Annotated in this window: 25 protein-coding genes and 1 pseudogene; 10 read left to right on the top strand and 16 right to left on the bottom strand. The window is 56.9% G+C overall.

All coding sequences use genetic code 11. From position 1 onward, the window contains the following. Positions 1 to 137 precede the first annotated feature (137 nt). A pseudogene (locus RMS95_RS11465) lies at positions 138 to 653 on the top strand (ATP-binding cassette domain-containing protein); the annotation flags it as partial. Between the two features lie 37 nt (positions 654 to 690). Here RMS95_RS11465 and RMS95_RS11460 read toward each other — a convergent pair. The 9 genes from RMS95_RS11460 to RMS95_RS11420 form a co-directional block, all read right to left on the bottom strand. Further along, complete coding sequence (locus tag RMS95_RS11460; RefSeq protein ID WP_310646292.1) at positions 691 to 1,530, bottom strand: urease accessory protein UreD; 840 nt, start codon at positions 1,528 to 1,530, stop codon at positions 691 to 693. After that, positions 1,527 to 2,444 (bottom strand): ion transporter, encoded by a 918-nt coding sequence (locus RMS95_RS11455; RefSeq protein WP_310646291.1) that lies wholly within the window; start codon positions 2,442 to 2,444, stop codon positions 1,527 to 1,529. The genes RMS95_RS11460 and RMS95_RS11455 overlap by 4 nt, the downstream gene beginning before the upstream one ends. An 11-nt stretch (positions 2,445 to 2,455) precedes the next feature. Beyond that, positions 2,456 to 3,370 carry an ion transporter gene (locus tag RMS95_RS11450; RefSeq protein WP_310646289.1) on the bottom strand — a complete coding sequence of 305 codons (915 nt, stop codon included), beginning with the start codon at positions 3,368 to 3,370 and terminating at the stop codon, positions 2,456 to 2,458. A gap of 52 nt (positions 3,371 to 3,422) precedes the next feature. After that, positions 3,423 to 5,060, bottom strand: coding sequence for an ion transporter (locus tag RMS95_RS11445; RefSeq protein ID WP_310646287.1), 1,638 nt, complete (start codon positions 5,058 to 5,060; stop codon positions 3,423 to 3,425). An 8-nt stretch (positions 5,061 to 5,068) separates the two neighbouring features. Further along, positions 5,069 to 5,653 (bottom strand): hypothetical protein, encoded by a 585-nt coding sequence (locus RMS95_RS11440; RefSeq protein WP_310646285.1) that lies wholly within the window; start codon positions 5,651 to 5,653, stop codon positions 5,069 to 5,071. A 191-nt stretch (positions 5,654 to 5,844) separates the two neighbouring features. Continuing rightward, positions 5,845 to 6,612, bottom strand: a complete 768-nt coding sequence (locus tag RMS95_RS11435) for an ABC transporter permease (protein WP_310646283.1) — start codon at positions 6,610 to 6,612, stop codon at positions 5,845 to 5,847. 15 nt (positions 6,613 to 6,627) lie between these two features. After that, positions 6,628 to 7,452, bottom strand: coding sequence for an ABC transporter ATP-binding protein (locus RMS95_RS11430; RefSeq protein ID WP_310646282.1), 825 nt, complete (start codon positions 7,450 to 7,452; stop codon positions 6,628 to 6,630). 15 nt (positions 7,453 to 7,467) lie between these two features. Continuing rightward, positions 7,468 to 8,508: an ABC transporter substrate-binding protein gene (locus RMS95_RS11425; protein ID WP_310646280.1), complete on the bottom strand. Its 1,041-nt coding sequence runs from the start codon at positions 8,506 to 8,508 to the stop codon at positions 7,468 to 7,470. Positions 8,509 to 8,753: 245 nt separating this feature from the next. Continuing rightward, entirely contained in the window at positions 8,754 to 10,241 is a 1,488-nt protein-coding gene (locus tag RMS95_RS11420) for a nucleobase:cation symporter-2 family protein (protein WP_310646278.1), read from the bottom strand. 143 nt (positions 10,242 to 10,384) lie between these two features. On the opposite strand from RMS95_RS11420, the gene RMS95_RS11415 reads away from it, so the two are divergent. The 5 genes from RMS95_RS11415 (at position 10,385) to RMS95_RS11395 (ending at position 15,721) form a co-directional block, all read left to right on the top strand. Then, positions 10,385 to 11,524 carry a Gfo/Idh/MocA family oxidoreductase gene (locus RMS95_RS11415; protein WP_310646276.1) on the top strand — a complete coding sequence of 380 codons (1,140 nt, stop codon included), beginning with the start codon at positions 10,385 to 10,387 and terminating at the stop codon, positions 11,522 to 11,524. 93 nt (positions 11,525 to 11,617) lie between these two features. Next, positions 11,618 to 12,694 carry a sn-glycerol-3-phosphate ABC transporter ATP-binding protein UgpC gene (locus tag RMS95_RS11410; protein ID WP_310646274.1) on the top strand — a complete coding sequence of 359 codons (1,077 nt, stop codon included), beginning with the start codon at positions 11,618 to 11,620 and terminating at the stop codon, positions 12,692 to 12,694. Positions 12,695 to 12,735: 41 nt separating this feature from the next. Next, the gene (locus RMS95_RS11405; protein ID WP_310646272.1) at positions 12,736 to 14,001 is read left to right on the top strand and encodes an ABC transporter substrate-binding protein; all 1,266 of its coding nucleotides are present in this window, start codon (positions 12,736 to 12,738) and stop codon (positions 13,999 to 14,001) included. After that, the gene (locus RMS95_RS11400; protein ID WP_310646270.1) at positions 14,001 to 14,879 is read left to right on the top strand and encodes a sugar ABC transporter permease; all 879 of its coding nucleotides are present in this window, start codon (positions 14,001 to 14,003) and stop codon (positions 14,877 to 14,879) included. The genes RMS95_RS11405 and RMS95_RS11400 overlap by 1 nt, the downstream gene beginning before the upstream one ends. After that, the gene (locus RMS95_RS11395) at positions 14,876 to 15,721 is read left to right on the top strand and encodes a carbohydrate ABC transporter permease (protein WP_310646268.1); all 846 of its coding nucleotides are present in this window, start codon (positions 14,876 to 14,878) and stop codon (positions 15,719 to 15,721) included. Before RMS95_RS11400 ends, RMS95_RS11395 begins: the two co-directional genes overlap by 4 nt. Before the next feature lie 3 nt (positions 15,722 to 15,724). On the opposite strand, the gene RMS95_RS11390 is transcribed toward RMS95_RS11395, so the two are convergent. Genes RMS95_RS11390 through RMS95_RS11380 form a run of 3 tightly spaced genes read right to left on the bottom strand, consistent with a single transcriptional unit; the run spans position 15,725 to position 18,304 of the window. Next, positions 15,725 to 16,216: a flavin reductase family protein gene (locus tag RMS95_RS11390; protein ID WP_310646267.1), complete on the bottom strand. Its 492-nt coding sequence runs from the start codon at positions 16,214 to 16,216 to the stop codon at positions 15,725 to 15,727. A 7-nt stretch (positions 16,217 to 16,223) separates the two neighbouring features. Further along, positions 16,224 to 17,150, bottom strand: a complete 927-nt coding sequence (locus tag RMS95_RS11385) for an aldo/keto reductase (protein ID WP_310646265.1) — start codon at positions 17,148 to 17,150, stop codon at positions 16,224 to 16,226. Continuing rightward, positions 17,147 to 18,304, bottom strand: coding sequence for an LLM class flavin-dependent oxidoreductase (locus RMS95_RS11380; protein WP_310646263.1), 1,158 nt, complete (start codon positions 18,302 to 18,304; stop codon positions 17,147 to 17,149). Before RMS95_RS11380 ends, RMS95_RS11385 begins: the two co-directional genes overlap by 4 nt. Positions 18,305 to 18,397: 93 nt before the next feature. Between RMS95_RS11380 and RMS95_RS11375 the strand changes: the two genes are divergently transcribed. The 3 genes from RMS95_RS11375 (at position 18,398) to RMS95_RS11365 (ending at position 20,897) form a co-directional block, all read left to right on the top strand. Continuing rightward, a complete protein-coding gene (locus RMS95_RS11375; RefSeq protein WP_310646262.1) occupies positions 18,398 to 19,117 on the top strand; it encodes a GntR family transcriptional regulator in 720 nt (239 codons plus the stop codon). Between the two features lie 58 nt (positions 19,118 to 19,175). Further along, complete coding sequence (locus tag RMS95_RS11370; protein ID WP_310646260.1) at positions 19,176 to 19,340, top strand: hypothetical protein; 165 nt, start codon at positions 19,176 to 19,178, stop codon at positions 19,338 to 19,340. A gap of 123 nt (positions 19,341 to 19,463) precedes the next feature. Then, the gene (locus RMS95_RS11365) at positions 19,464 to 20,897 is read left to right on the top strand and encodes a Fic family protein (RefSeq protein WP_310646258.1); all 1,434 of its coding nucleotides are present in this window, start codon (positions 19,464 to 19,466) and stop codon (positions 20,895 to 20,897) included. A gap of 27 nt (positions 20,898 to 20,924) precedes the next feature. Here RMS95_RS11365 and RMS95_RS11360 read toward each other — a convergent pair whose 3' ends face one another. The 4 genes from RMS95_RS11360 to RMS95_RS11345 all read right to left on the bottom strand — a co-directional run bounded on the left by RMS95_RS11360 (position 20,925) and on the right by RMS95_RS11345 (position 25,739). Then, positions 20,925 to 22,187: a M20/M25/M40 family metallo-hydrolase gene (locus RMS95_RS11360; RefSeq protein ID WP_310646256.1), complete on the bottom strand. Its 1,263-nt coding sequence runs from the start codon at positions 22,185 to 22,187 to the stop codon at positions 20,925 to 20,927. Between the two features lie 71 nt (positions 22,188 to 22,258). Next, positions 22,259 to 24,049 (bottom strand): 2-oxo-4-hydroxy-4-carboxy-5-ureidoimidazoline decarboxylase, encoded by a 1,791-nt coding sequence (gene uraD, locus RMS95_RS11355; RefSeq protein WP_310646255.1) that lies wholly within the window; start codon positions 24,047 to 24,049, stop codon positions 22,259 to 22,261. 16 nt (positions 24,050 to 24,065) lie between these two features. Beyond that, complete coding sequence (puuE, locus tag RMS95_RS11350; RefSeq protein WP_310646253.1) at positions 24,066 to 25,037, bottom strand: allantoinase PuuE; 972 nt, start codon at positions 25,035 to 25,037, stop codon at positions 24,066 to 24,068. Between the two features lie 33 nt (positions 25,038 to 25,070). Further along, positions 25,071 to 25,739 (bottom strand): GntR family transcriptional regulator, encoded by a 669-nt coding sequence (locus tag RMS95_RS11345; protein WP_310646251.1) that lies wholly within the window; start codon positions 25,737 to 25,739, stop codon positions 25,071 to 25,073. A gap of 108 nt (positions 25,740 to 25,847) precedes the next feature. Between RMS95_RS11345 and uraH the strand changes: the two genes are divergently transcribed. Then, positions 25,848 to 26,201, top strand: coding sequence for a hydroxyisourate hydrolase (uraH, locus tag RMS95_RS11340; protein WP_310646249.1), 354 nt, complete (start codon positions 25,848 to 25,850; stop codon positions 26,199 to 26,201). The last annotated feature ends 63 nt before the right edge of the window (positions 26,202 to 26,264 follow it).

Genomic DNA, 26,264 nt, shown 5'->3' with positions numbered 1-26,264 from the left:
AACCGTGACGGATGAGGAATTGACTATGATTGAAAACCGATTGAATCATCGCCCCAGAAAGCGACTAGGATTCAAGACACCTCACGAGGTATTCCATGCCTCGTTAAAGCGTGTTGCACTTCGTCCTTGAATCCGCCTTTGATGGCTATGCCATTGAGCGCCACGCCCCTTATGAGCGTGCGCGTGCCGGTATTGGCTACGTGCCACAGGGCCGCGAAATTTTTGCACGCTTGACGGTGGAAGACAACTTGCGCATGGGTTTGGCCACGCAGCCCGCAGGCACAGACATTCCTGCTGAGTTGTACGAATTGTTTCCAGTGCTCAAGCAAATGATGCACCGTCGGGGTGGTGATTTGTCGGGTGGACAGCAGCAGCAATTGGCGATTGCGCGGGCGTTGGCGTCGGGCCCCAAACTCTTGGTGTTGGATGAGCCGACCGAGGGCATTCAGCCCAGCATCATCAAAGACATTGGTCGCGTGATTCGGATGTTGGCCAACCGAGGTGACATGGCCATTGTGTTGTGCGAGCAGTACTACGACTTTGCCGAAGAGCTGGCCGACGACTATTTGGTGATGGAGCGCGGCGAGGTGATTGCACGCGGCCCGGGCTCAGAAATGCAGGCCAAGAACGTGCGCCAATTGGTCGCGATTTAAGCGCAGGCGAGGGGCAAAAATGGCCCCATTCGCCTGCTCACATCGCCCAGATTCGAGGCGGCTGGTCGTTCATGGTCCACAAACCTTTGCGCCATGCCGCCCACACGCTGCGCAGCAGCGTTTGCGCAGGTTCCACCAACGGTGAGAGGGTACGCAGCACGATCACGCGGGGGTGAGGTGCGGTGACCCCTGCATGCAGTCCCGCTGGTGCGTGTTCGGTGAACTCACGCGCAAGCGCCAAGGCTAGGTCGCGACGCTCACGGCTGAGGTCTGTACCGCAGGCAAACACCAAGGTCGCCAAGCACCTTGCCCCCGCTAGGCCGAGGGGGCCATTGAGCAGGCGCTCGTCTTGCGCGTCAATCAAACCACGCTCGAGCCAAACGCCAGCAATTTCAAGGTGCTGTTGCAGCTGACCTTTTTCAAACGGTAAGTTGGCATTGGGCAATCCGAGTGCCGTGATGTCCCACGCCATCAACTCTGCGGTGGGGGCAAGGTCAAACACGGCATGGTTCAAGCCATGGCAGCCGTTGTAGGCGATGGTTTCCAGCGGTAGCCATTCCAAGCGCGTGTGTTCGCCGAGGGTGGCATGTACCTTTTGCGTGGCCAAGCCTTGTTCGCTGCGGTAGAAACGCGTAGCGCCAGGCGTGGTGATCAAGCCGTGTGATTCAGGGGCCAAAGTGACGGTGATGTCCAACACGTCGCCGCCCACCAAGCCGCTAGGGGGGTGAACCAGCACGTTGTGGCACACCGCTTCGCCTTCGGGGTAGAGGCTTTGCAAAATACGCAGAGGGCCATCGTGTTCAAACCGTGCAACGGTTCGCGTGCCCTCTCGCGCGTAGTCCAACGCCAGTTTGGCGTGCCAGCCTTTGACCGTCATCGTCCAGCGGCTTTGTCGGCTTTCACCTGCTTGGCAATGGCCTCGACCTGTTCGTTAGACATGCCGTATTTGGCTTGCAATTTCTTGAGTTTGCGTTCTTCTTCTTCGGTCACGATGTCATCGGCCAACACTTCGCGAACTTCCATTTCATAGAAGGTTTCGCGGCGTTGCACTTGGGCGGTGTAAGCAGTGGCGACCACACCGGTCAAGATCGCGGCCAACGCGATGGCGAGTACTTGGGTCACCACGACCAAAATGGTGCCCACAAAGGTGACAGGGTCCACATTGCCCCAGCCTGAAATGATGGTCAAGATGAACCAATGCATGGCGGCGGGAATAGAGGGGAACACATCAGGTTGTTCATGGCCTTCAATGATGTAGATCAGCGAGGAAAACAACAAACAGCTGATGAACAGCAAAAACATGGCGGACGAAAAGGAATCACGCTCAGCTTTGACCGCTTCGAGCATGTCTTCCATGGCGCTGTTGTAACGCGACAGCTTGAAAATCCGCATCAAACGGAACATGCGCAACACGCGCAAGTCTGCACCCGGAAAGAGCAGTTGCAAGTAAAACGGGACGGTGCTGAAAAAGTCCACCAGCCCATAGGCACTGAACAGGTATTCTTTTCGGCCCTTCCAAGGCGAGTCGTTGTCTGCGGGGTATTTTTCGCTGTAAGACCATATGCGCAAGGCGAACTCGACCGAGAATACCCCCACGCTGACCAAATCAAAATAGTGAAAGAAGCCTTCATAGGCCTCATGAAATTGGTGAACCGATTCCAAGATGATGGCGATCACGTTGGCGATCACCAGCACCGCGATGAAAATTTCGCAGGTATGGCTGGCCTTGTCAGGCACTGCGCCATCCAAAATTTCGAAGGTACGGCGCTTGATGGCTTTGTAAGTACGCATGCTGGTCGGTGTCATTCTTGTGCCGCTTTCTTGTCGGCTTTCACGCGCTCAACCATGACTTGCACTTCTTCATCGGTCAAACGGAATTGGTTTTGCAGGCGCTTGAGGCTGTCACGTTCCGCATCACTGATGTTGTCATCGGCCAAGACTTGAATGAGCTGCTCTTGGTACGCCGATTTCTTGCGAGACATTTGTGTGGCAAAGGCAGAGGCCACGATACCGGTCATGATCGCGGCCATACACACGCCCAAAAAGCCAGTCAGCAACGCGATGATTTCGCCTGCATGTGTGACAGGTTCGACGTTGCCATAGCCCGAGGTGATGGTGATGATGGACCAGTAGATGGAGTGCGGAATGGAGCCAAAAAACTCAGGCTGTTCGTGGCCTTCGGCAAAGTGCATCAGCGAGGCAGACACGATGGTGGCGATCAACAACAAGAAGGCGGCAGAGCCAAAGGCGCGACGCTCTGAATGCACGGCTTGAAACAAGTCTTGCAGCGCAGTGTTGTATTTGGAAAGCTTGAGAATTCGCAGCAAGCGCAAGACACGCAAGATGCGCAGGTCGAGGTAGGGAAAGAACATGTGCAGGTAATGCGGCATGGTGGCAAAGAAGTCGACCAGACCAAAAACACTGAAGATGTAGCCACGACGACCGCGCCAAGCGCCGCCTTCTTCTGGTTTGTAGCGTGCACCCAAGGACCACACGCGCAAGATGTATTCGAGGGTGAAAAACATCACGCTCCAAAATTCCAACTCATGGAAGAAATCTTTGTAGATGGCGTGGATTTCAGGCACAGAGTCCAAGATCACGGCTGAGCAGTTGACCAACACCACGGTGGTGATGAGCAGTTCAACGTATTTGCTGACTTTGTACTTGTGAGATCCGTCTAAGACCTCCATGAGGGAGTGTTGGAAACCGGTAGTCATCGAAAAAAAGTCATCAATCTATGTATCAAAAGAGCCGAGCCACACGAAGGCGTCAAGCTTTGCCCTGAATTTTTTGCCACAGCGCGAATTCGGCATCTGACAAACGCTGGCCTTGCATGGCTGCTTCGTCAAATTTGCTGCTATCGGTTTGAATGCCCAGTTGTCGAATTTGGCCCAACAACATCTTGTAGTGTTCGACAGCCAACTCCGGTGTTTCTGCGATTTTGTGAATGGGTAACGGCGTGCGTTCTTCCAGTTCGTGCTCTTGAATCACTTGGTCAATCAGGGCGTTGATTTCCTCGGTCGACAGGTGCAGCCGTTTCGCTTCTGCACGAATGATGACGGCCTCATCCTCGTCAATACGACCGTCTTTGAGGATGCTGAACAAGTTGGCTTTCAACGCGTCACGTTCTTTCACCAACTCGTCGCTGAAGGCCGATGCCAGCAAGGCGGCAGGAATGGCGAAAATACCAATGCCCAACAACGCCAGCACGATGGTCAATGTACGGCCCACAGGGGTGACAGGCGAAATGTCGCCGTAGCCCACGGACGCCAAGGTGATCACTGCCCAGTAAATGGAGGTGGGGATGTTTTCGAACTTGTCGGGTTGCGCATCGTGTTCAAACAAGTAGCCGAGGCTGGCTGTCAAGATCACCAGCAACAACATGATGAAGGCCGAGGCACTCATGATGGGCCATTCACGCACGACCACTTTCACCAAGACGGCCGTGGCATCACTGCCGCGTGTGAGTTTGAGCAATCGGGCCAAACGGAAGACCCGCAAGAATCGCAAGTCAAAGAGGTGGTGCAAAAACACTTCCAAGTAGAAGGGCAGCACGGCCAAGAAGTCAATGAAGGTCGATGGCGATTTGGCCTGTTTGATGCGACCTAAGACGGCGCCTTTGTAGCCCGGTTCTTCGACACAGGAATACAAGCGCATGCAATATTCCACCGTGAAGATGGCGACAGCCACGGCATCCAAGATCACGAATTGCAAGTTCAAGATGTAGTGCACGCTTTGCACAGATTCCAAAACCACGGCCATGACCGACAGCAAAACCCAAACTGCGATGAACACTTCAAAAATGTTCTGCATGGTGCCGCCGTAGGGGCTGGGGAATACCAAGGCATGGATCTTTTGGCGGAATGTGCGATCTTTGTTGAGGCGTTTGAACTCGGCAATGGCAGGAACCACCACGCGGAACAATTTCAAAATTCGCAGCAATCGCAAGAATCGCAGAACGCGCAAATCAATGGGAATGAACGCCTTCAAGTAGAAGGGAGCGACAGCCAAAAAGTCGATGATGGCGAAAGGGCTGGTGGCAAAAGAAAAGCGCGCATGTTTGGCGGTTTTGAATTCTTCGTCTTCAGGCGCCAAATAAAATCGCAGCAGGTATTCGACCGTGAACACAGTCACGGAGAAGATGTCGAAGAAGTCAAACCAGTGCTTGTAGGGCTCGTACACCGCAGGCACATGCTCGAACATCAAGGTGAACAGGTTGCCTACGATGAGGAAACTGATCCATTTGTCGATGTCTTTTTGGAAATTCCCAGGTATGTGGGGATCCAACAGCCAAGCGTACAGCCACTTGCGCATGGGCAAGTCTTTGGAAATCTCAGCTTCTTGTGCTTGGCCAAGAATGGCCTGCATGTCGATGTCTTTGAGGAAATGGTTGGGTTTTGTCGCCATGATGAACCTCAGAATTCCAACTCGGTGATCTTGACGGGGTAGCCACCCTTGTCGCAAACCGTGATGCGCACCTGCATCTTGTAATCAATCGGATCGCTTTCAACCAAGGGCGTGACCACGAAGGGCACAGGAGAGCCGGGGGGCGTGGCCATCAGGTCTTCCAACACAATGGCGCCCATGATTTGACGGTCTGACGGTATGCATTGCGGCACCAGCTGAGGGAGCTCGTTAAAAAATGGGTTACGTAAATCTTTCAATTCCGTCTCGGCCATCAAGTAGGCCAAGCAGGCGCCCCACGTGCCAGCCACGGGGGTGTCCGATTTGGCGGGGTCTTGTGTGGGTTTGACGCCGCCTTTGCATGCAGGGTGTTTGAAGTCTGCATCAAAGCGTGCCCCGCTTGCCTCGGTCAACCAAACCGCCCAAGCTTCGCCATTGCGTTTGGAGTCTTCAGTCTTGTTACCTTCTCGGTAGTTCAAGACGCCGAGCCAAGTCACGCAGACCAAAACGCCTGCTAAAAACACCATAAACAAATAATCGGCGGTGGTGGGGCCGAGCGCTTTGTTCTCAGGCGTTGGGTCGTGGGGTGAGTCCATGGGGGTGCTGCCGTTGAGATAAAAAAATGGCGATCTTTGTTAAAAAGACCGCCGAGGCCATCTATTCATGATATTCGCAAATTTGACGAATATTTTGAATTTCCATCAAAAATGATGATAGTTTGAGAGGCTGATGGCCCTCTGACAAGCTGTCCACAAGGGCTTCTAAGCGTTCACCCCAGTTGCGGTTTTCAATGATCTTGCGATCCGCGATGTGCCCATCCGGTGGTGTGTTTTTCGATGTAGCTGAACAGCTCATACATCACCATCGCCATGGCGCCCACCACCACCAAGCCAGCAAAGGCCAAGCCCATTTGCATGGCAGAGCCTGCGGAGATCAGCAGATAGCCGATGCCTTCGTTGGCCGCCGTCATTTCTGACACGGTGGTGCCGACAAATGCCAAGGTGATCGCCACTTTGAGTGAGCCGTAAAAATAAGGCATGGAGCGGGGCAGGCCGACTTTGATCAAGACGTCCCAGCGCTTGGCACCCAAGACGCGCAACACGTCTTCGAGCTCTGGCTCCAAGGTGGCCAAGCCGGTGGCGATGTTGACCATGATGGGGAAGAAGCTGATCAAGAAGGCCGTCAAGATGGCTGGGCCCACGCCAATGCCAAACCACACCACCAAGATCGGCACAAAGGCAGCTTTCGGCAGCGCGTTGAAACCGGTCATCAATGGGTAGACGGCGGCATAGGCCAAGCGTGAGCTGCCAATGACGAAGCCCAACAGCACACCCACAACGATGGCAATGCCAAAGCCCACCATGGTCACCCAAAAGGTTCGCCAAGCGTGGGCCGCAATCACGTCACGAAATTCCACCATTTGTTGCCAAATGCGAATCGGTGAGGGGAAGATAAATTCAGACACATTGAAGATCGAGCACAGCGCTTGCCAAATCAGCAAGGTGGCCACGAGCAGGCCCCAAGGCGCCCAAGTTTCGAGTTGTTTTTGAGTCATGGTCTTGCGTTCGAATTACTGCTGAATGGCGGCGCCCGTTTTGCGCATGGCCCCGATGTGGCCGCGCAACTCATGCACGATGTTGGTGAACTCGGGGGTGTAGGTCACCTCTAAGTCACGCGGGCGTGGCAAGTCGATGTCGCGTTTGACCACAAAACGGCCTGGACTCTTGCTCATCACATAGACGGTGTCGGCCAAGAAGACCGACTCGCGCAAGTCGTGGGTGACCAAGATGACGTTGAACTTTTGCTCGGCGTGCAAGTCGCGCAGCGTGCACCACAGCTCTTCGCGGGTGAACGCATCCAACGCGCCGAAGGGCTCGTCGAGCAAGAGCATCTTGGGTTCATGAATCAGCGCGCGGCAAATGCTGGCGCGCTGTTGCATACCGCCCGACAACTCCCACGGGAACTTGCGTTCATAGCCGCCCAAACCCACGGTTTGCAGCAGTTTGAGCGCACGTGCTTCGTACTCCGCTTTCTTCTCTTTGAAGTTGGCGCGGTAGGGTTCCACGATTTCCAAAGGCAACAACACGTTGTCCAGTGTGGTCCGCCAAGGCAGCAGGGACGGCGATTGAAACGCCATGCCGCTGATCTTGAGCGGGCCATTGACAGGCTGGCCATCCACAAAGATGCTGCCACGGCTGGGTTTTTTCAGACCCGTGGTGAGCTTCATGAACGTGGATTTACCGCAACCTGAGGGACCGACGATGGCGATGAGTTCGCCTTGTTTGACCTGCAAGTTGATGTCTTCCACCGCGAAGTGGTCTTGGGCCATCAGCTCGTCGTTGTAGGCGAGCCAGACGTTTTGGAAGTCGACGAAGTTGGAGTCAGAAGCAGTCATCAAGTCGGCGCCAGTTTATTTTTTCGCTTTTGGGGTCGGCAGCACGTCGAGTTCTTTGGCCGTGGGCAAGAACGCACCGTTCCAAATTTCATCGGCTTTCACACGTGTTTTGGTGTTGAACGCGTCAGACACTTGCGACGCCATCAACGACAAACGTGGGCCTTTGATTTGACCAAAGCCTTCGGCGCGTGCGTCCGGGCTGTTGATGACGGTGTCGATGGCCAGCTGCAAGCGACGCGTTTCCATCGGCACGTTGATGATGCCGTCACGTGCTTTCACGGTTTCGATGGACGCGGCGGGGTTACCAATCACGTCTTTCATGCCCTTGGCGAAGGCAGCCAAGAAGGCTTTCACGGCGGCTGGGTTTTCTTTGAGGATCTTGGGGGACGCAATGATGGCGTTGCCGTACAGCTTCACACCGTAGTCTGGGTATTGCAGCACGACCACGTCTTCGGCTTTCACGCCACGGGCTTCAATGTTGAGCAAAGAGGTGAAGGTGAAGCCAGTGATGGCATCCACATCGCCGCGCACCAACATGGTTTCGCGCAAAGGTGGATCCATCGCGGTCCAGGTGACGTTGGCGACGTCGTTGGCCTTGGCAAAAATGGGAAAAGCGCGACGGCCTGCATCAAACACGGGGGCGCCCAGCTTTTTGCCAGCCAAATCGGCGGGCGTTTTGATGCCTGATTTTTTCAACGCCATCACCGAAGCGGGGGTGTTGTTGTAGACCATCATCACGGCCACTGGTTTGTTGGGGGCGTCAGGGTTGTTGGCGTGGAACTCCATCAAGGCAGCCAAATCGGCAAAGCCCATGTCGTAGGAGCCCGAGGCCACGCGGGTTACTGCACCGCCAGAGCCGTTGCCGGCGTCGACCGTCACATCCAGCTTGGCATCTTTGAAATAGCCTTTGGCAGCGGGCACCAAGAACAAGGCGGCAGGGCCTTCAAAACGCCAGTCGAGCTGGAATTTGATGGGGGTGGTTTGCGCAAAGGCGCTGCCAAAGCTGGCGGCCAAAGCCAAGCCGAGCGTGGTTTTCAAAAAGGTGCGTTTGATCATGAGGATTCCTAAAGCCTTTGGCGGCATTGAATGGTGTGATGAACTTACTCTTGCAATAACGGTGCCTGCTTCTCAGTGCTCGGGGCCGTTACTTAGGCGCAAATTGTGCGCGAGTTTGGTTTGTATACAAAACGGGTTTGCACCAAGCGTGGGCGCATGCACCTTGTGTGTGCATTTGTAGAGTTTCGCACCCGCATGAAAAAAGCCAGCTCGCAGGCTGGCTTTTGGGGTGAGGTGAGCGCCTTTTAATGGCTGTCGGCTTGGCGTGCCGCTTCGACAGCGGCTGAATCGTCGGCCGAGGCCCCGTTGAAGAACAGGTTCAACAGCACTGCAGAGAGTGAAGCCAACAAGATGCCGGACTCAATCAGCGGGTGCAGGTTGTGCGGCATCCACTGCTTGAAGTTAGGGGCAATCAGCGGAATCATGCCGATACCGATGGAGATCGCGACCACCAAACTGTTGAAGCGGTTGTTTTTAAAGTCAACGCCGCCCAAGATGCGAATGCCGGTGGCTGCCACCATGCCGAACATCACCAAGCCAGCGCCGCCCAACACCACGGTGGGCAAGGACTCCACCAAGGCAGCCATCTTGGGAATGACGCCCAAGATGATGAGGATGATGCCGCCTGCCACGCACACAAAGCGGCTCTTCACACCCGTGACGGCGACGAGGCCCACGTTTTGCGAGAAGCTGGTGTAGGGGAAGGTGTTGAAGATGCCGCCAATCAGCGTACCCAAACCGTCGGTACGCAAACCACGGGTGAGTGCGGCGCGGTCCACATGGCGGTCGGTCATTTCGCCCAAGGCCAAGAACATGCCGGTGGACTCGATCATCACCACGATCATCACCAAGGTCATGGTGAGGATGAGCACGGGGTCAAACACAGGCATGCCAAACTGGAACGGTGTGACGATGCCAAACCACTCGGCCTTGCCCACTTTGTCAAAGTTCATCAAGCCCATGCCCGTGGCCACGATGCCGCCGATGACAATGCCCAAGAGCACCGAAATGTTGGCGATGAAACCTTTGGCGAACTTGGCAATCATCAAGATGGAAACCAGCACCAAGGCGGCAATGCCCACGCCGGTGAGGTCGGCGTACTTGGGATTGGGCATCTTTGCCATCAAAGCCAAATCTTTGGGCACAGCTGGCAAAGTAGAGCCGGGGGCTGAGGCTGCAGCCGCGGCGTCAGCCAGCCACTTGGCGTGTTCTGGGTTGACAATGGACGGGGCAGTTGGGCCGAAGGGGTTGCCAAAAATCCAGTTGATGCCGATGCGCATCAAGCTGATGCCAATCACGGCAATGATGGTGCCGGTCACGACGGGTGGGAAGAAGCGCAACATGCGACTGACCAAGGGGGCGATCAGCATGGATATCACGCCTGCACCCATGATGGCACCGAAAATGAGTTGTGCACCGCTGTCGCCCGGGTTGGCGTTGGCCATCGACACCATGGGAGCCACGGCCGCAAAGGTCACGCCCATCATGACGGGCAGTCGGATGCCAAACCATTGGGTCGCACCCCAAGACTGAATGAGGGTGACCAAGCCGCACACAAACAAGTCGGCTGAAATGAGCATGGCCACTTGTTCGGGGCTGAGTTTCAAAGCGCGCCCGACGATGAGTGGCACAGCCACAGCACCGGCGTACATCACCAAAACGTGCTGAAGTCCCAACGCGGCGAGCTTGCCCTTGGGCAACCGCTCGTCAACAGGGTGTGTGAAAGAGGTCATGGGAATTTCTCCAAGTTAATCGCATACAAAACTGTATACAGTTTTTAACTTGACGATGCCTAGAAGAAACCCTTGCATCTTTGACGCAACAATAGGCACCCGTTTGTTTTGGCCATCCTTCGCAATATTCAGGAGATCACGCTTTGAATCAATCGACCCGTTACGGCATCATCGGCTGCGGCATGATGGGACAAGAGCATTTGCGCAACATCGCGTTGTTACCGGGTGCCAGCGTGACCCGTATTTTTGAGCCTGATGACGCGATGGCAGAGCGCAGCTTGGCCTTCGTGCCTCATGCCCAGCGCGTGGCCAGCTTGGCCGAGGTGGTGATGGCCGATGACGTGGATTGTTTGTTGATCGCCAGCCCCAACTTCCGCCATGCCGAGCAACTGCGCGAGATCGCAGCGCTGCGCCCCTTGCCTTTGTTGCTTGAAAAGCCGGCCTGTACCTCGTTGGACGATGTGCGAGCCTTAGCCGCCTTGGCCAGCGACTATCCCGCTCCGATTTGGGTGGCGATGGAATACCGCTACATGCCGCCTGTGGCGTTGTTGGCCCAAGAGGTGCACCGCCAGCTCAACACGGGCCCCGTGACGATGCTGTCGATTCGTGAACACCGCTTTCCATTTTTGGTGAAAGTGGGTGACTGGAACCGCTTCAACCAATACACCGGTGGCACCTTGGTCGAAAAATGCTGCCATTTCTTTGACTTGATGCGTCACCTCACCCAAAGCGAGCCTGTGCGCATTTATGCCTCTGCGTCGGTGGCTCACAACCATTTGGATGAGCAGTACCCCTTGGGCACGCCCGATATTTTGGACAACGCCTACGTGGTGGTGGACTTCGCATCAGGCCAGCGTGCGTTGCTGGAGTTGTGCATGTTTGCCGAAGGGGCACGCTACCAAGAAGAGATTTCGGTGGTGGGGCCCAAAGGCAAGGTGGAGTGTTTTGTGCCAGGGCCAGGTCGTTTTTGGCCTGAGCATTTGGGCGAGGCACCTATGCCAAAGCTCGTCATCAGCCCGCGTGAACCCAAAGGTCCGCGCGAGTTGGACGTGCCGGTCGACGCTGTGGCCTTGGCCGCGGGTGACCACAATGGCTCCACGCTTTACCAGCACCAACGCTTTAACGCGGTGGTCCGAGGTGAGGGGGATATCGAGGTGAGCTTGCGCGATGGCTTGGCTGCCGTCGTCATGGGCTTGGCGGCACAAGAGTCGGCGCGCACGGGACAAGCGATTGACTTGACGCATGGCGCGTACGCTTTGGGCACCTTGCTCCACGGCGTTTAACTTGGCGATAACCCCGAGCGTTAGGGACATGGATTCCTTTATTATTCATTCATAGATTTCGCGCGATCGTTTACAGGGTTTTAGATTCAATTTATGGCATCCGTCCAACTCCAACAAGTCACCAAAAGCTACGATGGCAAGCACAACGTCATCCACGGCATTGACTTGGACATTCAACACGGCGAGTTTGTCGTGTTTGTAGGGCCGTCGGGCTGCGGCAAGTCCACCTTGCTGCGCATGATTGCCGGCTTGGAAAGCATCACGGGCGGCGATGTGTTGATTGATGGCGTGCGCGTCAACGACCAAGCGCCGCGCCACCGTGACATTGCCATGGTGTTTCAAGACTACGCGCTGTACCCCCACAAGAGCCTGTACGACAACATGGCGTTTGGCCTGCGTTTGCGCAAGATGCCCGAAGACGAGATCAAGCGCCGCGTCATGGATGCCGCACGCCTGCTGCACATCGACCACATGTTGGACCGCAAACCTGCGGCCTTGTCGGGTGGCCAACGCCAGCGCGTGGCAATTGGCCGTGCCATCGTGCGTCAGCCCAAAGTGTTTTTGTTTGACGAGCCCTTGTCTAACCTCGACGCGCAGTTGCGTGGCGAGATGCGCAGCGAAATCAAAAAATTGCACCAGCGCTTGGGGGCCACCATCATCTACGTCACCCACGACCAAGTCGAAGCGATGACGTTGGCCGACCGCATTGCCGTGTTGAGCGGTGGGCACAAGATGCAATACGCCAGCCCGGACCAGATTTACAACCGTCCCGCTGCCCAGTTTGTGGCCGGCTTCACCGGTAGCCCGCCGATGAACTTGCTGCCGTGTTCGCTTGCGAACGGGTTGGCAGACGTTGGCGGTGCAGGCGTCGCTTTGCCTGCCGATTTGTGGGCGCGTGCCGCAGCGGCAGACGGCCATGTGTTTGGCATTCGCCCCGAAAACATCGCATTGAGTCCCCGCGACGGCCAAGCCCACATCGCCATGAATGCGCAAGTCGTCATCACCGAGCCACTGGGCGCGGAGACTTTGGTGACTTTCCAAGTGGGGCAAGCCGAGTTGGTGGCGCGTTGCGCGCCTGACTTCAGAGCGCCCGCTGGCAGCGCACAAACGATTTACTTGGATGCCTCGGCGCTCCACCTGTTCAATGCATCCTCAGGGCAAGCGCTTTGACGTCGGCCCGCACCTTTGAATTTATCCAACGGAGACAAGCCATGAAAAAACGTCAAGCATTGAAATTCACCGCATTGGCCTTGGCCGCAGGCCTGTGCGCAGGCAGCGTGTGGGCGCAGCAAACCACCTTGCGTGTGTTTGTGGGCCCTAACCAGCGTCCTGACTTGCAGCAAAAGCTCTTTCAGGAATACAACAAAGCCAACCCCAACGTGAAGGTCGAGATTGAGACCGGCGGTGCCACCTCGGAGTTGCAACGCCAGTACCTGTCCACCGTGCTCAACGCCAAAGACTCGGCGATTGACTTGTTCTTGATCGACATCGTGAACCCCGCACAGTACTCGTCCAAAGGCTGGATCGAGCCCTTGGACAAATACGTGGGCGGCCCCGCAGCCTTGCGCAACGACTATTTGCCCGTGTACCAGCAAGCCAACGTGATTGACGGCAAAGTGTTCGCCATGCCCAGCCAAGGCGATGCGATGTTCATGTACTACCGCAAAGACTTGCTCGCCAAATACGGCGTGGCCGAGCCCAAGACATGGGACGAGTTGGCCGCTGCTGCCAAAAAAATCATGGCCGGTGAGGGCAATGCCAATTTACAAGGCTTGTCGATTCAAGGTGCGCCGATTGAGGGGGCTGTGTGTACCTTCTTGTTGCCCTACTGGGGCCAAGGCAAGCAGTTCAACGATGCCGGTGGCAAGCTGACGCTGGACAAACCAGCGGCCGTCAAGGGTTTGAACGCTTGGTTGGGCATGGTTGACCAAGGCGTGATCAAAAAGAACGTCGCCGAGGTGAAAACGCCTGACACGGTCAACGAGTTCAAAGCCGGTCAAGTGGTGTTCGCCATCAACTGGGGTTTTGCATTTGACCGCTTCAAAGACGACGCCGACTCCAAAGTCAAAGGCCAAGTGGGCGTGATGCCACTGCCCGCCATGGCCGGCGGCAAATCGGCCACCTGCATGGGCGGCTGGCAGTGGGCGATGAACGCCTACAGCACCCACAAAGACGAAGCAGGCAAGCTCATCAAGTTCTTGTCGTCTAAGCAAGCCAGCGCGTTTGTGGCCAAAGAGGGCTCCATCTTGCCGGTGTTCCAAAGCGTGTACGCCGACCCTGACGTGAACAAAGTGGTGCCTTGGTTCAAGGACGCCTTGCCCGTGGTGTTGGCCGCCCAAAGCCGCCCCATGGTGAACGACTACGGCCAAGTCTCCGACATCATCCGCACCACCACCAGCGCCATCTTGGCCCGCACCAAAACGCCTGAAGCCGGTGTGGACGAAATTGCCGCGCGCGTCGGTCGCCTGATGCGTTGATGCTGTCTAAGCTGCGCGACCCCAGCGAGAAAACGCTCGCGGTGATGCTGCTGTCACCCGCGTTTGCGTTGCTGCTCGCCATCGTGGTGTATCCGATCGGCAAGCTGATTTACAACAGCTTGTTCGCCATCGACAAAGACGGTGCCTTCTTGGGGCTGCAAAACTATGTTGACGTGTGGCAAGACCCCTTGTTTTGGAACGCCACGCAAAACACCTTGCTCATCACCCTCATCACCGTGCCTGGTGCGTTGATCGTCGGACTGGCCTTGGCCTTGTTGGCGAATTTGCCGTTCAAGCGCAAATGGCCGGTGCGCTTGTCGCTGTTGTTGCCTTGGGCGCTCCCGTTGTCGTTTGCGGGTTTGATCTTTGCGTGGTTTTTTCACACCGAGTACGGCGTGGTCAACGATGTGTTGATGCGTTTGGGGCTGCAAGACGAGCCCACCAGTTGGTTGCTCAAACCGCGCTGGGCCTTTGCCGCCATTTGCCTGACCATCATTTGGAAAACAGCATCCTTCATGGCGCTGATTTTGTTGGCGGGTTTGCAGATGATTCCCCGTTCTTTGTACGAAGCTGCAGAAGTCGACGGCGCGAATTTGTGGCAACAGTTTTGGCAAATCACCATTCCCATGTTGATGCCCAGCATCGTGGTGGCCTTGATTTTTCGAACCATCACCGCGCTGCAAACCTTTGACATTCCGTACACCATGACCAAGGGCGGGCCCGGTGAGGCCACCGAAACCTTGGCCATGCTGATTCACAAATACACCATCGACTATTCCGACATTGGCTTTGGCTCCACGTTGGCCGTCTTCATGTTCGTGATCTCTTTGGTCGTGACGGGCTTTTATTTGAACCACATTGGAAAGAACGCTGCATGAGCATGGCGCAACAACACGGGCTGTGGTCGTCCCCCATGCTGCGCTGGATCGCGGCGGGCATTGTGGTGATCAACGGGTTTTTTCCGGCGGTTTGGATTTTGTTCACCTCGCTCAAGGCCGAGAGCGAACTGGTGCAAAAGCCCATCACGTGGTGGCCGCATGGGCCGACGTTAGACAACTATGTGCGCGCGTTCACCGACCAGCCGCTGCTGACGTACCTCAAAAACAGCGTGTTGGTGGCCTCGGGGGCCACACTGCTATCGCTGGTGGTGTCAGCGTTTGCTGCGTATGCGATTGCGCGTTTGAACCTCAAATACCGCCAGCTCATCTTGACTTGCATCGTGGCGTCGAGCATGTTCCCGTTGGTCACCTTGTTGGTGCCCATTTTTGAGACCATGCGCGCTTTGGGTTGGCTCAACACCTATGCCGCTTTGATTTTTCCGTACGTGGTGCTGAACTTGCCCGTTTGCACCTTGGTGCTGGTGAGCTTTTTCCAGAGCATTCCCAAAGACTTAGAGAACGCCGCCATGATCGACGGCTGCACCCGCATGGGCGCCTTGGTGCGCGTGGTGGTGCCCTTGGCCGCGCCTGGCGTGTTCACGGCGGGCATCTTGGCATTTGTGAATTCGTGGGACGAATTTTTGCTGGCGCTGTCGCTCAATTCCAGCCCTGCCGTGCGCACGTTGCCGGTGGGCATTGCGCTGTACCAAGGCGAGTTCACCTTTCCTTGGCCCATCATTTCAGCGGCGCTGATCGTGTCCATCGTGCCGATTGCGCTCTTGATTGCTGCCTTTCAAGAGCGCGTGGTGGGCGGCTTGACCCAAGGCGGTTTGAAGGGCTGAGGCTTAAGCGGGCAGTGCAGCAAACTGCGCCATTTTGCTGCGGTAATACCCCAGCCCGCCTGCATCGGTGCTGCCAAAGCCGCGCACGGCTCCCAGCACGATGTGGTGGTCACCGGCTTCGATGAGTTGGTGGATGTCGCAATCAAACCAAGCCACGGCGCCTGCCAAGCGCAGACGTTGGCTGTCTAAGCGCGCCACAGGCACGTTGGCGAATCGATCGGCCATGCTGCCTGTGGCAAATTGTCCAGCCAATGCGGCTTGATGCTCGGCCAACACACTCACGGTGAAGCCGCCTGATTGGGTGAACGCTGCGTGGCTGCTGGCCTCGCGGCGAATGCTCCACAGCACCAAGCGGGGGTTGAGCGAGACCGAGCTGAACGAGTTGCACGTCATGGCCCAGTCTTGGCCCTCAAAATGGGCGGTAACCACCGTCACACCGGTGCCGAAGCTGGACAAGGCTTTGCGATAGTCCATCGCGTCTGTTGTGTTGTGCATGGTGTCCTTAAGGCACTTCGTGCCCGCAGGCCAATTCGTAGAGTTCAAACCACGTTTGGCGGTCCATGGGCACGCGCTCGGCTTGGTTGAATTGCGCGATGCGTTCCAGCTGGTTGGTGCCCATCACAGGCAGCACTCGGGCGGGGTGGTGCAGCAACCAAGCGATGGCCACGGCGGTGGTGTCGGTGCCAGCCGCTTGGGCCAAGCTTTGCAGCTTGGGCGCGAGTCGCGCTGCGGCCGTGCCTGCGGTGTGGGCTTGTGTGTGCAGGCGTCCGCCACCCAAAGGCGACCACGCCATCACGGGCATGACATGTTGTTGCGCATGGGCCATTTGGCCGTTGATCAAGGGCTCGGTGTTGAGCAAGCTCACTTCGAGTTGATTGGTTTGCAGCTTGTGCGTCATGCGCGATTGCAGCAGGTCCACATCCCAAGGCATGAAGTTCGACACGCCGACGCCGCGCACTTTCCCACTCTTGATCAGGCCATCCAAGCACTCACCCAAGGCTTGGGCGTCCATCAGCGGGTCAGGGCGGTGGATCAACAGCAGGTCGATCACGTCCACACCGATGCGTTGCAGCGAGCGGTCCACGCTGGCGCGCACATGGGCGGGCGAGGTGTCGTAGTGCTTCACGCGGGTGGTGGGCCATTGCTGCGAGAGCAACATGATGTCGGTTTTGGTGACGACTTCGATCTTGCTTTTCAAGCTGGGGTGCGCTTTGAGGGTCTCGCCAAACAGCGATTCGCAGCGGTAGTCGCCATAAATGTCGGCATGGTCGAAGGTGGTGATGCCTTGGGCCAAACACGCTTCGATGCGCGCCAAATTGGCCTTCACCGAGGTGTCACTGGCTTCGCTCAAGCGCCACACACCGTAGGCCATGCGGCTCAAAGATTGGCCGTTAGGCAGGGTGAGGCGACTCACGGGGGACTGACTCATTTGCGAACTCCTGTGCCCAGCGGTGTGGGCGGTGTGGTAACGGGCACGCGCCCATATTCTTGGGCGAGTGACACGGTTTTGAGGTGGGGCAGCACTTTGGTGCCGAAGATTTCGCATTCGTTCAAGTGCGGATAGCCCGAGAAGATGAAGGCGCGTATGCCCATTTTCATATAGTCGTGGATCTCGCGGAGCACTTGGTCCACGCTGCCCACCAAAGCGGCGCCGCAACCGCTGCGGGCGCGGCCTACGCCGGTCCACAAATGGGGTTCGATGTAGCCCTCTTCGTCAGCGATGTCGCGGTTTTGGCTTTGCAATGCCACGCCTAAGCTCTTGGCGTCCAAGGCTCGATTGCGAATTTCTTGGCCTTTGCCGTCGTCGAGTTTCGACACCAGCTCACGGGCGTACTCGCGGGCTTCGGCTTCGGTGTCGCGCACGATCATGTGCACGCGCAGGCCGTAGTCGAGCAGGCGGTTGTGTTTGGCCGCTTGGGCATGCACGTCGCGCATGCGTTGTGCCAACACGTCTTTGGGCTCGGGCCACATCAGGTAGGTGTCGCAATGGGCTCCGCAGAGGGCCAAGGCATCGGGGCTGTAACCCCCGAAGTAGAGCAGGGGGCCACCATTGATTTGGTAGGGCCGCACGGGGTCGGTGGACAAACCTTTGAGGTTGTAAATCTGGCCTTCGTAGTTGATCTCGTCTTGCGTCCACGCCTGCTTCAAGATCTCCACCACTTCCCACGAGCGGCGGTAGCGGTAGGCACTGTCTTCTTGCTGACCAGGAAAGTCCGACGAGATCACGTTGAGCGTGAGGCGGCCTTCCAAGATGTGATCCAGCGTGGCCACGGTACGGGCCAGCATGGCGGGGTGCATTTCACCGCAACGGATGGCGGCGAGCAAATTCATGCGCGAGGTCTTGGGGGCGACCGCCGCGGCAAAGGTCAGCGTGTCTTGGCCGACTTGGTAAGACGACGGGCACAAGATGTTGCGAAACCCCAGCTCTTCCGCGCGTGTGACGATGCGGCTGGTGTTGGCCCAGTTGCTGCGCAAATCGCCATCGGGTACGCCCAAATGGCGGAAATCGTCGGAACACAAAGGCGCAAACCACGCGACTTCGGCACCCTGAATGTCGGCGCCTCGGACAGGAACAACGCTCATCAAAATCTCCTGATGGAAAAAGTGAATGAATGGTATATGAATTGAGCGATGCGTGTGATGGGTGTTTCCACGCATTTGCGATACTTGGACCCCATGAAGGCCTCCACTCCCGCCAAATCTTTGCCCGTGTATCTGCAAATTGCAGAGTTGTTGACGCGCCAGATCAAGGCGGGTTATTGGCAAAGCGGCGAGCGTTTGCCCACCGAGGCTGAGTTGGCCGAATCGTTGTCGGTGGCGGTGGGCACTTTGCGCAAGTCGCTGGCGCTGCTGTCTGAACAAGGTGTTTTGGAGCGCATTCAAGGTTCGGGCACGTATGTGCGTCGCGCCGAAGGGTCGCAACGCATTTACGAGCTGTTTCGCTTGGAATTGACCACGGGTCCCGGTTTGCCCACGGCGCACATTTTGGATGTGAGCGCTTGTGCCCGCCCTGCACATGTGCCCGTGTTGGGGGCGGACCCCGTTGCACCTGTGTGGCGTGTGCGGCGCTTGCGCTTTTTGAGCCAAGTGCCCGTGGCGTTGGAAGAAATTTGGTTCGATGGCGCGCTGGCGCCTGCTTTGCAAGCGTCAGACTTGGGCGATTCCATGTATCTGTTCTACCAAACCCAGTTCCAAGTTTGGATTGCCCGAGTCGAAGACCGCATCAGCGCCGCGCCTGCGCCCGAGTGGGCAGCACCGCCGTCGGGCATGCAAGTGGGTCAAATCGCGGGCTTCATTGAGCGGCTGTCCTGGACCGCCAACAACACCTTGGCCGAGTTTTCGCAAACTTGGTTTGACCCAGCGGTGTGTCGCTATGCTTCGCGGATTAGCCAGTGAATGGTTTTGTTTACGCATGGGCGCGAGCTTTATGACGGCAGCGGGTCTGCCCGAGTAGGTGGCTGATGACGATGAGGGTTATGTGCGCATGGCGGTGCAGATGGCCCAAGACCGTGCGGCTTTGCTCTCCCTGAAACGCGGCGCGATCGCTTTAAAACTCGTCGAAGCTGGGACGTGGTGGCGCACACCCGGGCGATGGAGCAGGCGTTTGTGGAAATGGTGAGTTAACGCTATTGCGCGACAGTATTGGGTTGACGTGTGACAGATTGCGCGACACAATGGCGCCGAATTCTGTCGCGCAATGGCGCGCTTGCAGGACATGACGTTAGCAATGAAAGGTCAAACTATGTCACGCGCTACACCAAGCGAAGAGCTCCATTTGATCGCGTCTATCGTTTCCGCTCATCCGAATGGCATTGGCATCTCGAACATCGAGGCGGAGATGGTCCGCAGTCAACAGGTCGAGCTCAACCGTCGCACACTGCAGCGGCGGTTGCAAAAACTCATTGAAATGAAGCGCTTGAGCGTTGAGGGTGAAAGTACCGCGTTGGTTTACAAGCCTGTCGCAGGCGCTGTTGTTGCGCTCACAGGCGTTACCGCTTCGGCCTCTGTGGGGCGAGGGGAGGCAGAGCTGTACGTATCTGTTTCCCCTGAGGGCGCGCGCATTCGCGACCAAGTTCGTTTGCCTCTGATGCATCGCCGCCCTGTCGGTTATCAGCGTGAATTTTTAGAGGCTTATCAGCCTGGCCAAACTTTCTATCTGTCGGCGTCATTGCGAAGCCAGTTGCACGACATGGGGCGTACAGCGGCCAACGAACGCCCAGCTGGCACCTACGCCCGAGATATCCTGAGCCGCTTGCTCGTTGATTTGTCATGGGCGTCATCCAAACTGGAAGGTAACACCTACAGTCGTCTGGACACTCAAAACCTCATTGAGTTAGGACAGATAGCCCAAGGGAAGGATGCCATTGAAACGCAGATGATCCTGAACCACAAAGCTGCTATCGAGATGCTGATTGAGGATGCGGATGAGGTTTGCTTTGATGCCTTCACGTTCAAAAACATCCACGCCGTGCTGTCACAGGACTTGATGCGAGACCCGCAAGCAAGTGGACGTTTGCGTCGACGAACTGTCGAAATTTCTGGAACCGTGTTTCACCCAGCAGCTTTGCCGCAAGTTATCGAAGATTGTTTTGAACAATTGCTGAACAAGGCGTCTGCAATCCCAGACCCATTTGAGCAAGCTTTTTTTCTGATGGTGCAATTACCTTACTTACAGCCGTTTGAGGATGTGAATAAGCGTGTCTCGCGTATCGGTGCCAACATTCCGTTGATCAAAAGCAACCTTTGTCCTTTGTCTTTCGTTGATGTTCCAGAACGTGCCTACGTCGAGGGAACTTTGGGCGTGTACGAACTCAACGAAGTTGACTTGTTGCGTGATGTGTTTGTTTGGGCATATGAACGCTCTTGTCAGCGTTACTTAGCCATCACGCAAACCATGGTCGAGCCCGATCCGCTAAAAATTAAGTACCGTGAGGCGCTCATCCAAGCGGTTCAAGTGGTGGTCAAAGGGCTGCTGCGACCGCAGTCTGACGTGATTGCCCAAGTCGCGCGTGATGCTGTCCATGAGGCCGATCGCGATGCGTTCATTCAAATGCTAACTGACGCGTTACGCCAGCTGCATGAAGGCAGCATCGCCCGTTATAGGCTGCGTCGCTCTGAATATCTGGCTTGGCATGCAGGGGTCCATCCGGAGTCAGAGCTTGCCCGCAAACCCTAATGCTGATGATGCTAATCAGCCTCTGACTCAACCCAATAAGTCTTGCAAGGTCCGCGCAATCACCTTCGTGGCACGACGTAAATCTTCCAAGTCCAAACGCTCATCGGCGCGCTTGGCATGACTCTCCAACACCGTGCGCGGACCCGCGCCGTAGATCACACCCGGAATGCCGCGTTCGCTGTACAAGCGCACATCGGTGTAGAGCGGTGTGCCCATGGCGGGAATGGGTTCGCCAAAGAGCGCTTCACCGTGCTTTTGAATGGCATCGACCAAGGGCTTGTTACCCGCCAGCGGTTGCATGCTGTGCGCCATGAGCATGCGCTTGATGTCCACGCTGATTTGCATATCAGCTGCGCGGCCTTGGTTGAAGCCGGTGACCGCATCGGCCATGACTTGGCGAATGCTGGCTTCGACCGCAACAGGGTTTTCTTCGGGAATCATGCGGCGATCGAGCTTGAGCATGACCTTGCCGGGGATGACGTTGGTGTTGGTGCCGCCTTCAATCAGACCCACATTCACATACGGGTGGTTGATGCCCTCGACCTTGGAGGTGATGGCTTTGTACAAGGTGTTTTGGTGGTACAGCGCGTTGAGCACGGCCACGGCGCCTTGCAAGGCATCCACACCAGTTTCGGGAATGGCAGCGTGGGCCATCTTGCCGTGCACGGTGACTTCCATTTGCAAGCAGCCGTTGTGCGCGGTGACCACTTGGTAGCTGAAGCCTGCGGCAATCATCAAGTCGGGTTGGGTCAGGCCTTGGTCTAACAACCAGCCGGGGCCGAGCAGGCCGCCGAACTCTTCGTCGTAGGTGAAGTGCAGTTCGAGGTTGCCGTTGAGCTGGTGGTTCTCTGCAAGGTTCACGGCTTCCAATGCGCGGGTGGCGAAGGTGAAGGTCGAGAAGTCGCACTTGCTCACGGCGCTGGCGCGGCCATAAATTTTGCCGTCCACAATGTCGCCGCCGTAGGGCTTTTGGGTCCAGCCTTCGCCGGGGGGCACCACGTCGCCGTGGGCATTGAGGGCGATGGTTTTGCCAGTGCCGTACTTGCGGCGCACGATGAGGTTGGTGATGGTTTCAAGACCATACGCTTTCACATCGGCGTCGGGCACGGCGTGTTTTTCGGCGTCAAAGCCAAAGTCTTTCAGCAGCGTGGCGGTGCGCTCGGCGTGGGGGGCGTTGTTGCCGGGGGGCGTGTCGGTGGGAACGCGGATGAGTTCTTGCAAGAATTTCACTTGCTCGTCGAAGTGTGCGTCAATCCAGGCGTCGAGTTGGGCGTAGGTGGTGTGGCTCATGGTGTGTCTCGGTGTTTTCGTAGTGGCTGTGACTTCTTGCGTGCGAGGCGTCTTTGGGTTTTGTGGTCGTGTCACGCGTGCGTGTTGTGCAGCAAGTGCATGAAGGCGTCGATGGCCAGTTGCATGTCGTCGCTTGTCGTGGATTCCAGCGGGTTGTGGCTGATGCCTGCGTTTTGGCCACGCACAAACAGCATGGCTTGGGGCATGACTTCGTGCAGTTTCATCGCGTCATGACCCGCGCCACTGGGCAGGTGGAACACGGGCACACCGAGGGACTGCACGGCTTGCTCCCAAAGTGCTTGCAGCTTCGCGTCGCTCGGTGCAGCGCTGGCGCGCATGGTTTCTTCCAGCGTGTAGTGCAAGCCACGGCGTTCGCAAATGGCTTTGAGCACAGCGAGCACGTCGTTCATCAGCGCATCGCGCATGGCATCGGTGGTTGCGCGCAGATCGAGGCTGAATTGACAGCGACCGGGCACCACGTTGATGGAGCCATTGGGCACAGTCAGCATGCCGACGGTGCCGACCAAGTTGGCTTGTTGTGAGGCGCGTTTCTCGACGTAGAGCGCAAGTTCGGCGACGGATGTGGCGGCATCGCGGCGGCGGTCCATCGGCGTGGTGCCTGCATGGCTAGCCATGCCAACGATTTCGCCCACAAAGCGCACGCTGCCGTTGATGGAGGTGACCACGCCCAGTGGAATATCAAGCTCGTTCAGCACAGGGCCTTGCTCGATGTGGACTTCCACAAAGCCCAAATACTCAGCCGCGTTGCGGGTGAGTTTGGGGATGTCGTTGATGTTCAAGCCTGCTTGCTGCATGGCTTGGCGCATCGTGATGCCGTCCGCATCTTGTTGGTCCAGCCACTCGTTTTTAAAGTCACCCACCAAAGCGCCAGAGCCTAGGAAGGTAGCTTTGTAGCGTTGGCCTTCTTCTTCAGCAAAGGCCACCACTTCGAGGTTGAAGGGCAGACGCTGGCCCGCACGGGCCAGTTCGCGCACACAGGCCATGGGCACGAAGATGCCCAAGCGGCCGTCGTACTTGCCGCCGTTGCGCACGGTGTCGTAGTGCGAGCCGGTCATCAAGGTTTTGGCATTGTGTGAGGCCGCTTTGTAGACGCCCACCACGTTGCCTACCGCGTCGATGTGCACGTCGTCAAAGCCGCAAGCCTTCATGCCCAGCTCGATCGTGCGGGCGCATTTCAGGTGCGCGTCGGTCAGGTAAGTGACGGTGAGTTCTTCGCGTGCGACGTATGGCGCGTGTTGGTTGACCACGCCTGCGTCGCTGAACTGGGCCAACCACTCGTGCCAGTCCCACACCTCGTGGCCCAGCGCGGGCTCGTAGCCCAGTTTGTCATTGAGGCGAATCTCCACGATGCGGTGGATGTTGCGCAAGCACTCGGCCAGTTCGTAGTCGGGGTGGTTGTGCAGGCGGCGCTCGAAGGTGCTGATGATTTGCTGCTTGTTCAAGCCAGAGCCACGTGGGCCGCGCACGGCCAAGATGAACGGGAAACCAAACTTGGCGTTGTAGCTCGCGTTGAGCTGCTGGATGTGCGCAAACTCATCAGGCGTGCAATTGGTCAGGCCGGCTTTGGTTTGTTCATGGGTCGATTCAGCGGTGAGGCTTTTGCTCACCATCGCTTTGCCCGCCAACTCGGGGTGGGCGCGGACCAAGGCGAGCTGGGGTTCGCGACCTGCTGTTGCCAGCACCTTCACCATGGCGTGTTTGAGCGCGGCGGCAGATGCAAACGGGCGTGCATCCAGTGCTTGCTCGGCAATCCAATCGGAGTGTTCGTACAAGCCGGTCAGCAACGCGGCAGCCTCTGTGCGGGGCAGGGTGTTGATTTGGTTCAGCGTGATGGTGCTCATGTCGGTGTCCTGCTGTTTAGTTGCCGCTGTAGGGATGCACTTGTTTCCAGTGACGCGCAATGTCAATGCGACGCGCCACCCAAACGCGGTCATGTTTGGCGATGTGGTCTAAAAACTTTTGCAGTGCCACGATGCGGCCGGGCTTACCCAGCAAGCGGCAGTGCATGCCGATGCTCATCATCTTCGGGGCTTCGTCACCTTCGGCGTACAGCGCATCAAAGCTGTCGCGCAAGTACACAAAGAAGTCTTCCGCTTGGCTAAAGCCTTGCGGCAGTGCAAAGCGCATGTCGTTGCAGTCGAGCGTGTAAGGCACGACGAGTTGGGGTACGACGTCGCCATTGGTTTTTTTGACCTTCATCCAAAACGGCAGGTCTTCGCCGTAGTAGTCGCTGTCGTATTCAAAGCCGCCGTGGTCTGCCACGAGGCGGCGTGTGTTGGGGCTGTCGCGGCCGGTGTACCAGCCTGCGCCATGAATGCTGTTGCCGTGTGTGGTGCTCGTTAGGCGCTCGATGATCTCGATGCCCTTGTTCATGTGCGCACGCTCGGTGGCTTCGTCGGTGGTTTGGTAGTTGATCCAGCGGTAGCCGTGGCAGGCAATTTCGTGGCCGAGTTCCACAAACGCGGCAGTGAGTTCGGGGTGGCGCTCGAGCGCCATGCTCACGCCAAACACAGTCAGGGGCAGGCCGCGTTTTTCAAACTCGCGCAAGATGCGCCACACGCCCACGCGTGAGCCGTATTCGTAAATGCCTTCCATGCTCAGGTGGCGGTCAGGAAAGCTGGGCGGGTTGAACATCTCGCTCAAAAACATCTCGCTGCCCGCATCGCCGTGTACGGTGGCGTTCTCGCCGCCTTCTTCGTAGTTCAGCACAAACTGCACTGCAATGCGGGCTTGGTTGGGCCATTGCGCGTGCGGCACTTGGCGGCCGTAGCCCACCAAGTCACGGGGATAGGCGGCGGTGCTGTCGTAAGTGGCGTTGGGGTTGGACATGCAATAACTCCGTATTTAAATAAGCGCAAGCGCTTAGGCCAGCGCCATGGCGATATCGTTGCTGGGCACTTTTCGGTCGAGGGCCAAGCCTTCTTCCACGTTGCGCAAGTGTTCGTCCATCAACTTGACGGCCAAGTCTTCGTCTTTGGCCGCGATGGCTTTCAAGATTTCGGCGTGCTCATCGGCCGAGTGTTCGGCCGCATTGGTGGTTTGGTACATCAGGGTGATCAGGGCACAACGCGAAATCAGTTCGCTCAGAATTTGGGCCAACACCGTGTTGCCCATCAATTCGGCCATGCGCACATGAAAGTCCCCCAGCAAATCGGTGCGACTGGGCACATCACCGCTGTCGACGGCTGCCTTTTCTTGGGCCACGTGGTCCTTGAGTGCTTTGATTTGCGCAGGCGTCACGTGGCGCACAAAGCTTCGGGTCATCTCGACTTCGATCATGCGACGCACCGAAAACACTTGGCGGGCTTCATCGGAAGAGGGGGTCGCCACAAACGCGCCGCGTGCAGGCTCCATGCGGATGAGGCGCTTTTGGGCCAATTGAAACAAGGCTTGTCGAATCAGCGTGCGCGAGACGCTGAAGTGATCGGCCAACTTTTGTTCAGCCAGCTTGGTGCCGGGATGCAAGCGATGCTCGACGATCGCTTTGGTCATCGCGTCCACAATGGTTCGGGTGGCGGTTGAGCTGTCCATTTAGAGTCTCCGTGCGATGTCAATTTTCAGAAATGATAGCCGCAAACGCCAAAACTGTATACACTTTCTGTCGACCAAGTTGGTCGCCATCATTTTTGGGAGCGTTTCATGGGATTGAGCACACACGTTTTGGACACCATGCACGGTGGCCCCGCAGCGGGCATGAAGGTTTCGTTGTTCACCACAGACAACGGGCAAGCCACACTGGTGAAGTCGTTCAACCTCAACCATGACGGACGCAACCCCGATGGCTTGCTCTACGACAACGACAGTTTGAAAAAGGGCACTTACCGCTTGGTGTTTGATGTGAAAGGCTATTTCGCCTCGAAAAAAGTCGAATTGCCTGAGCCGAATTTTTTAGACCAAGTCATCCTCGATTTTGGCGTGGCGCACACGGATCAGCACTATCACGTTCCGTTGCTGGTAAGTCCTTGGAGTTACTCGACCTACCGCGGGTCTTAATTTTTTTGTATACCAAGCAGCATACGTGCTGCGAATTTGGGGTGCATGTCACTAAAATCTAGG

This window comes from Limnohabitans sp., from assembly GCF_031539175.1.
GTDB lineage: Bacteria > Pseudomonadota > Gammaproteobacteria > Burkholderiales > Burkholderiaceae_C > Limnohabitans.
The sequence above is the reverse complement of the archived record's forward strand: the minus strand, read 5'-3'. Positions and strand labels throughout refer to the sequence as shown.

Excerpts from the sequence above, each read along its gene's own strand:
- RMS95_RS11455 (WP_310646291.1), bottom strand. The coding sequence starts at position 2,444 with ATGCGTACTTACAAAGCCATCAAGCGCCGTACCTTCGAAATTTTGGAT.
- RMS95_RS11380 (WP_310646263.1), bottom strand. The coding sequence starts at position 18,304 with ATGAGCGTTGTTCCTGTCCGAGGCGCCGACATTCAGGGTGCCGAAGTC.
- RMS95_RS11385 (WP_310646265.1), bottom strand. The coding sequence starts at position 17,150 with ATGAGTCAGTCCCCCGTGAGTCGCCTCACCCTGCCTAACGGCCAATCT.
- RMS95_RS11460 (WP_310646292.1), bottom strand. The coding sequence starts at position 1,530 with ATGACGGTCAAAGGCTGGCACGCCAAACTGGCGTTGGACTACGCGCGA.
- RMS95_RS11400 (WP_310646270.1), top strand. The coding sequence starts at position 14,001 with ATGCTGTCTAAGCTGCGCGACCCCAGCGAGAAAACGCTCGCGGTGATG.
- RMS95_RS11395 (WP_310646268.1), top strand. The coding sequence starts at position 14,876 with ATGAGCATGGCGCAACAACACGGGCTGTGGTCGTCCCCCATGCTGCGC.
- RMS95_RS11420 (WP_310646278.1), bottom strand. The coding sequence starts at position 10,241 with ATGACCTCTTTCACACACCCTGTTGACGAGCGGTTGCCCAAGGGCAAG.
- RMS95_RS11410 (WP_310646274.1), top strand. The coding sequence starts at position 11,618 with ATGGCATCCGTCCAACTCCAACAAGTCACCAAAAGCTACGATGGCAAG.
- RMS95_RS11390 (WP_310646267.1), bottom strand. The coding sequence starts at position 16,216 with ATGCACAACACAACAGACGCGATGGACTATCGCAAAGCCTTGTCCAGC.
- RMS95_RS11345 (WP_310646251.1), bottom strand. The coding sequence starts at position 25,739 with ATGGACAGCTCAACCGCCACCCGAACCATTGTGGACGCGATGACCAAA.
- uraD (WP_310646255.1), bottom strand. The coding sequence starts at position 24,049 with ATGAGCACCATCACGCTGAACCAAATCAACACCCTGCCCCGCACAGAG.
- RMS95_RS11430 (WP_310646282.1), bottom strand. The coding sequence starts at position 7,452 with ATGACTGCTTCTGACTCCAACTTCGTCGACTTCCAAAACGTCTGGCTC.
- RMS95_RS11405 (WP_310646272.1), top strand. The coding sequence starts at position 12,736 with ATGAAAAAACGTCAAGCATTGAAATTCACCGCATTGGCCTTGGCCGCA.
- RMS95_RS11445 (WP_310646287.1), bottom strand. The coding sequence starts at position 5,060 with ATGGCGACAAAACCCAACCATTTCCTCAAAGACATCGACATGCAGGCC.
- RMS95_RS11375 (WP_310646262.1), top strand. The coding sequence starts at position 18,398 with ATGAAGGCCTCCACTCCCGCCAAATCTTTGCCCGTGTATCTGCAAATT.
- RMS95_RS11450 (WP_310646289.1), bottom strand. The coding sequence starts at position 3,370 with ATGACTACCGGTTTCCAACACTCCCTCATGGAGGTCTTAGACGGATCT.
- uraH (WP_310646249.1), top strand. The coding sequence starts at position 25,848 with ATGGGATTGAGCACACACGTTTTGGACACCATGCACGGTGGCCCCGCA.
- puuE (WP_310646253.1), bottom strand. The coding sequence starts at position 25,037 with ATGTCCAACCCCAACGCCACTTACGACAGCACCGCCGCCTATCCCCGT.
- RMS95_RS11365 (WP_310646258.1), top strand. The coding sequence starts at position 19,464 with ATGTCACGCGCTACACCAAGCGAAGAGCTCCATTTGATCGCGTCTATC.
- RMS95_RS11440 (WP_310646285.1), bottom strand. The coding sequence starts at position 5,653 with ATGGACTCACCCCACGACCCAACGCCTGAGAACAAAGCGCTCGGCCCC.
- RMS95_RS11360 (WP_310646256.1), bottom strand. The coding sequence starts at position 22,187 with ATGAGCCACACCACCTACGCCCAACTCGACGCCTGGATTGACGCACAC.
- RMS95_RS11425 (WP_310646280.1), bottom strand. The coding sequence starts at position 8,508 with ATGATCAAACGCACCTTTTTGAAAACCACGCTCGGCTTGGCTTTGGCC.
- RMS95_RS11435 (WP_310646283.1), bottom strand. The coding sequence starts at position 6,612 with ATGACTCAAAAACAACTCGAAACTTGGGCGCCTTGGGGCCTGCTCGTG.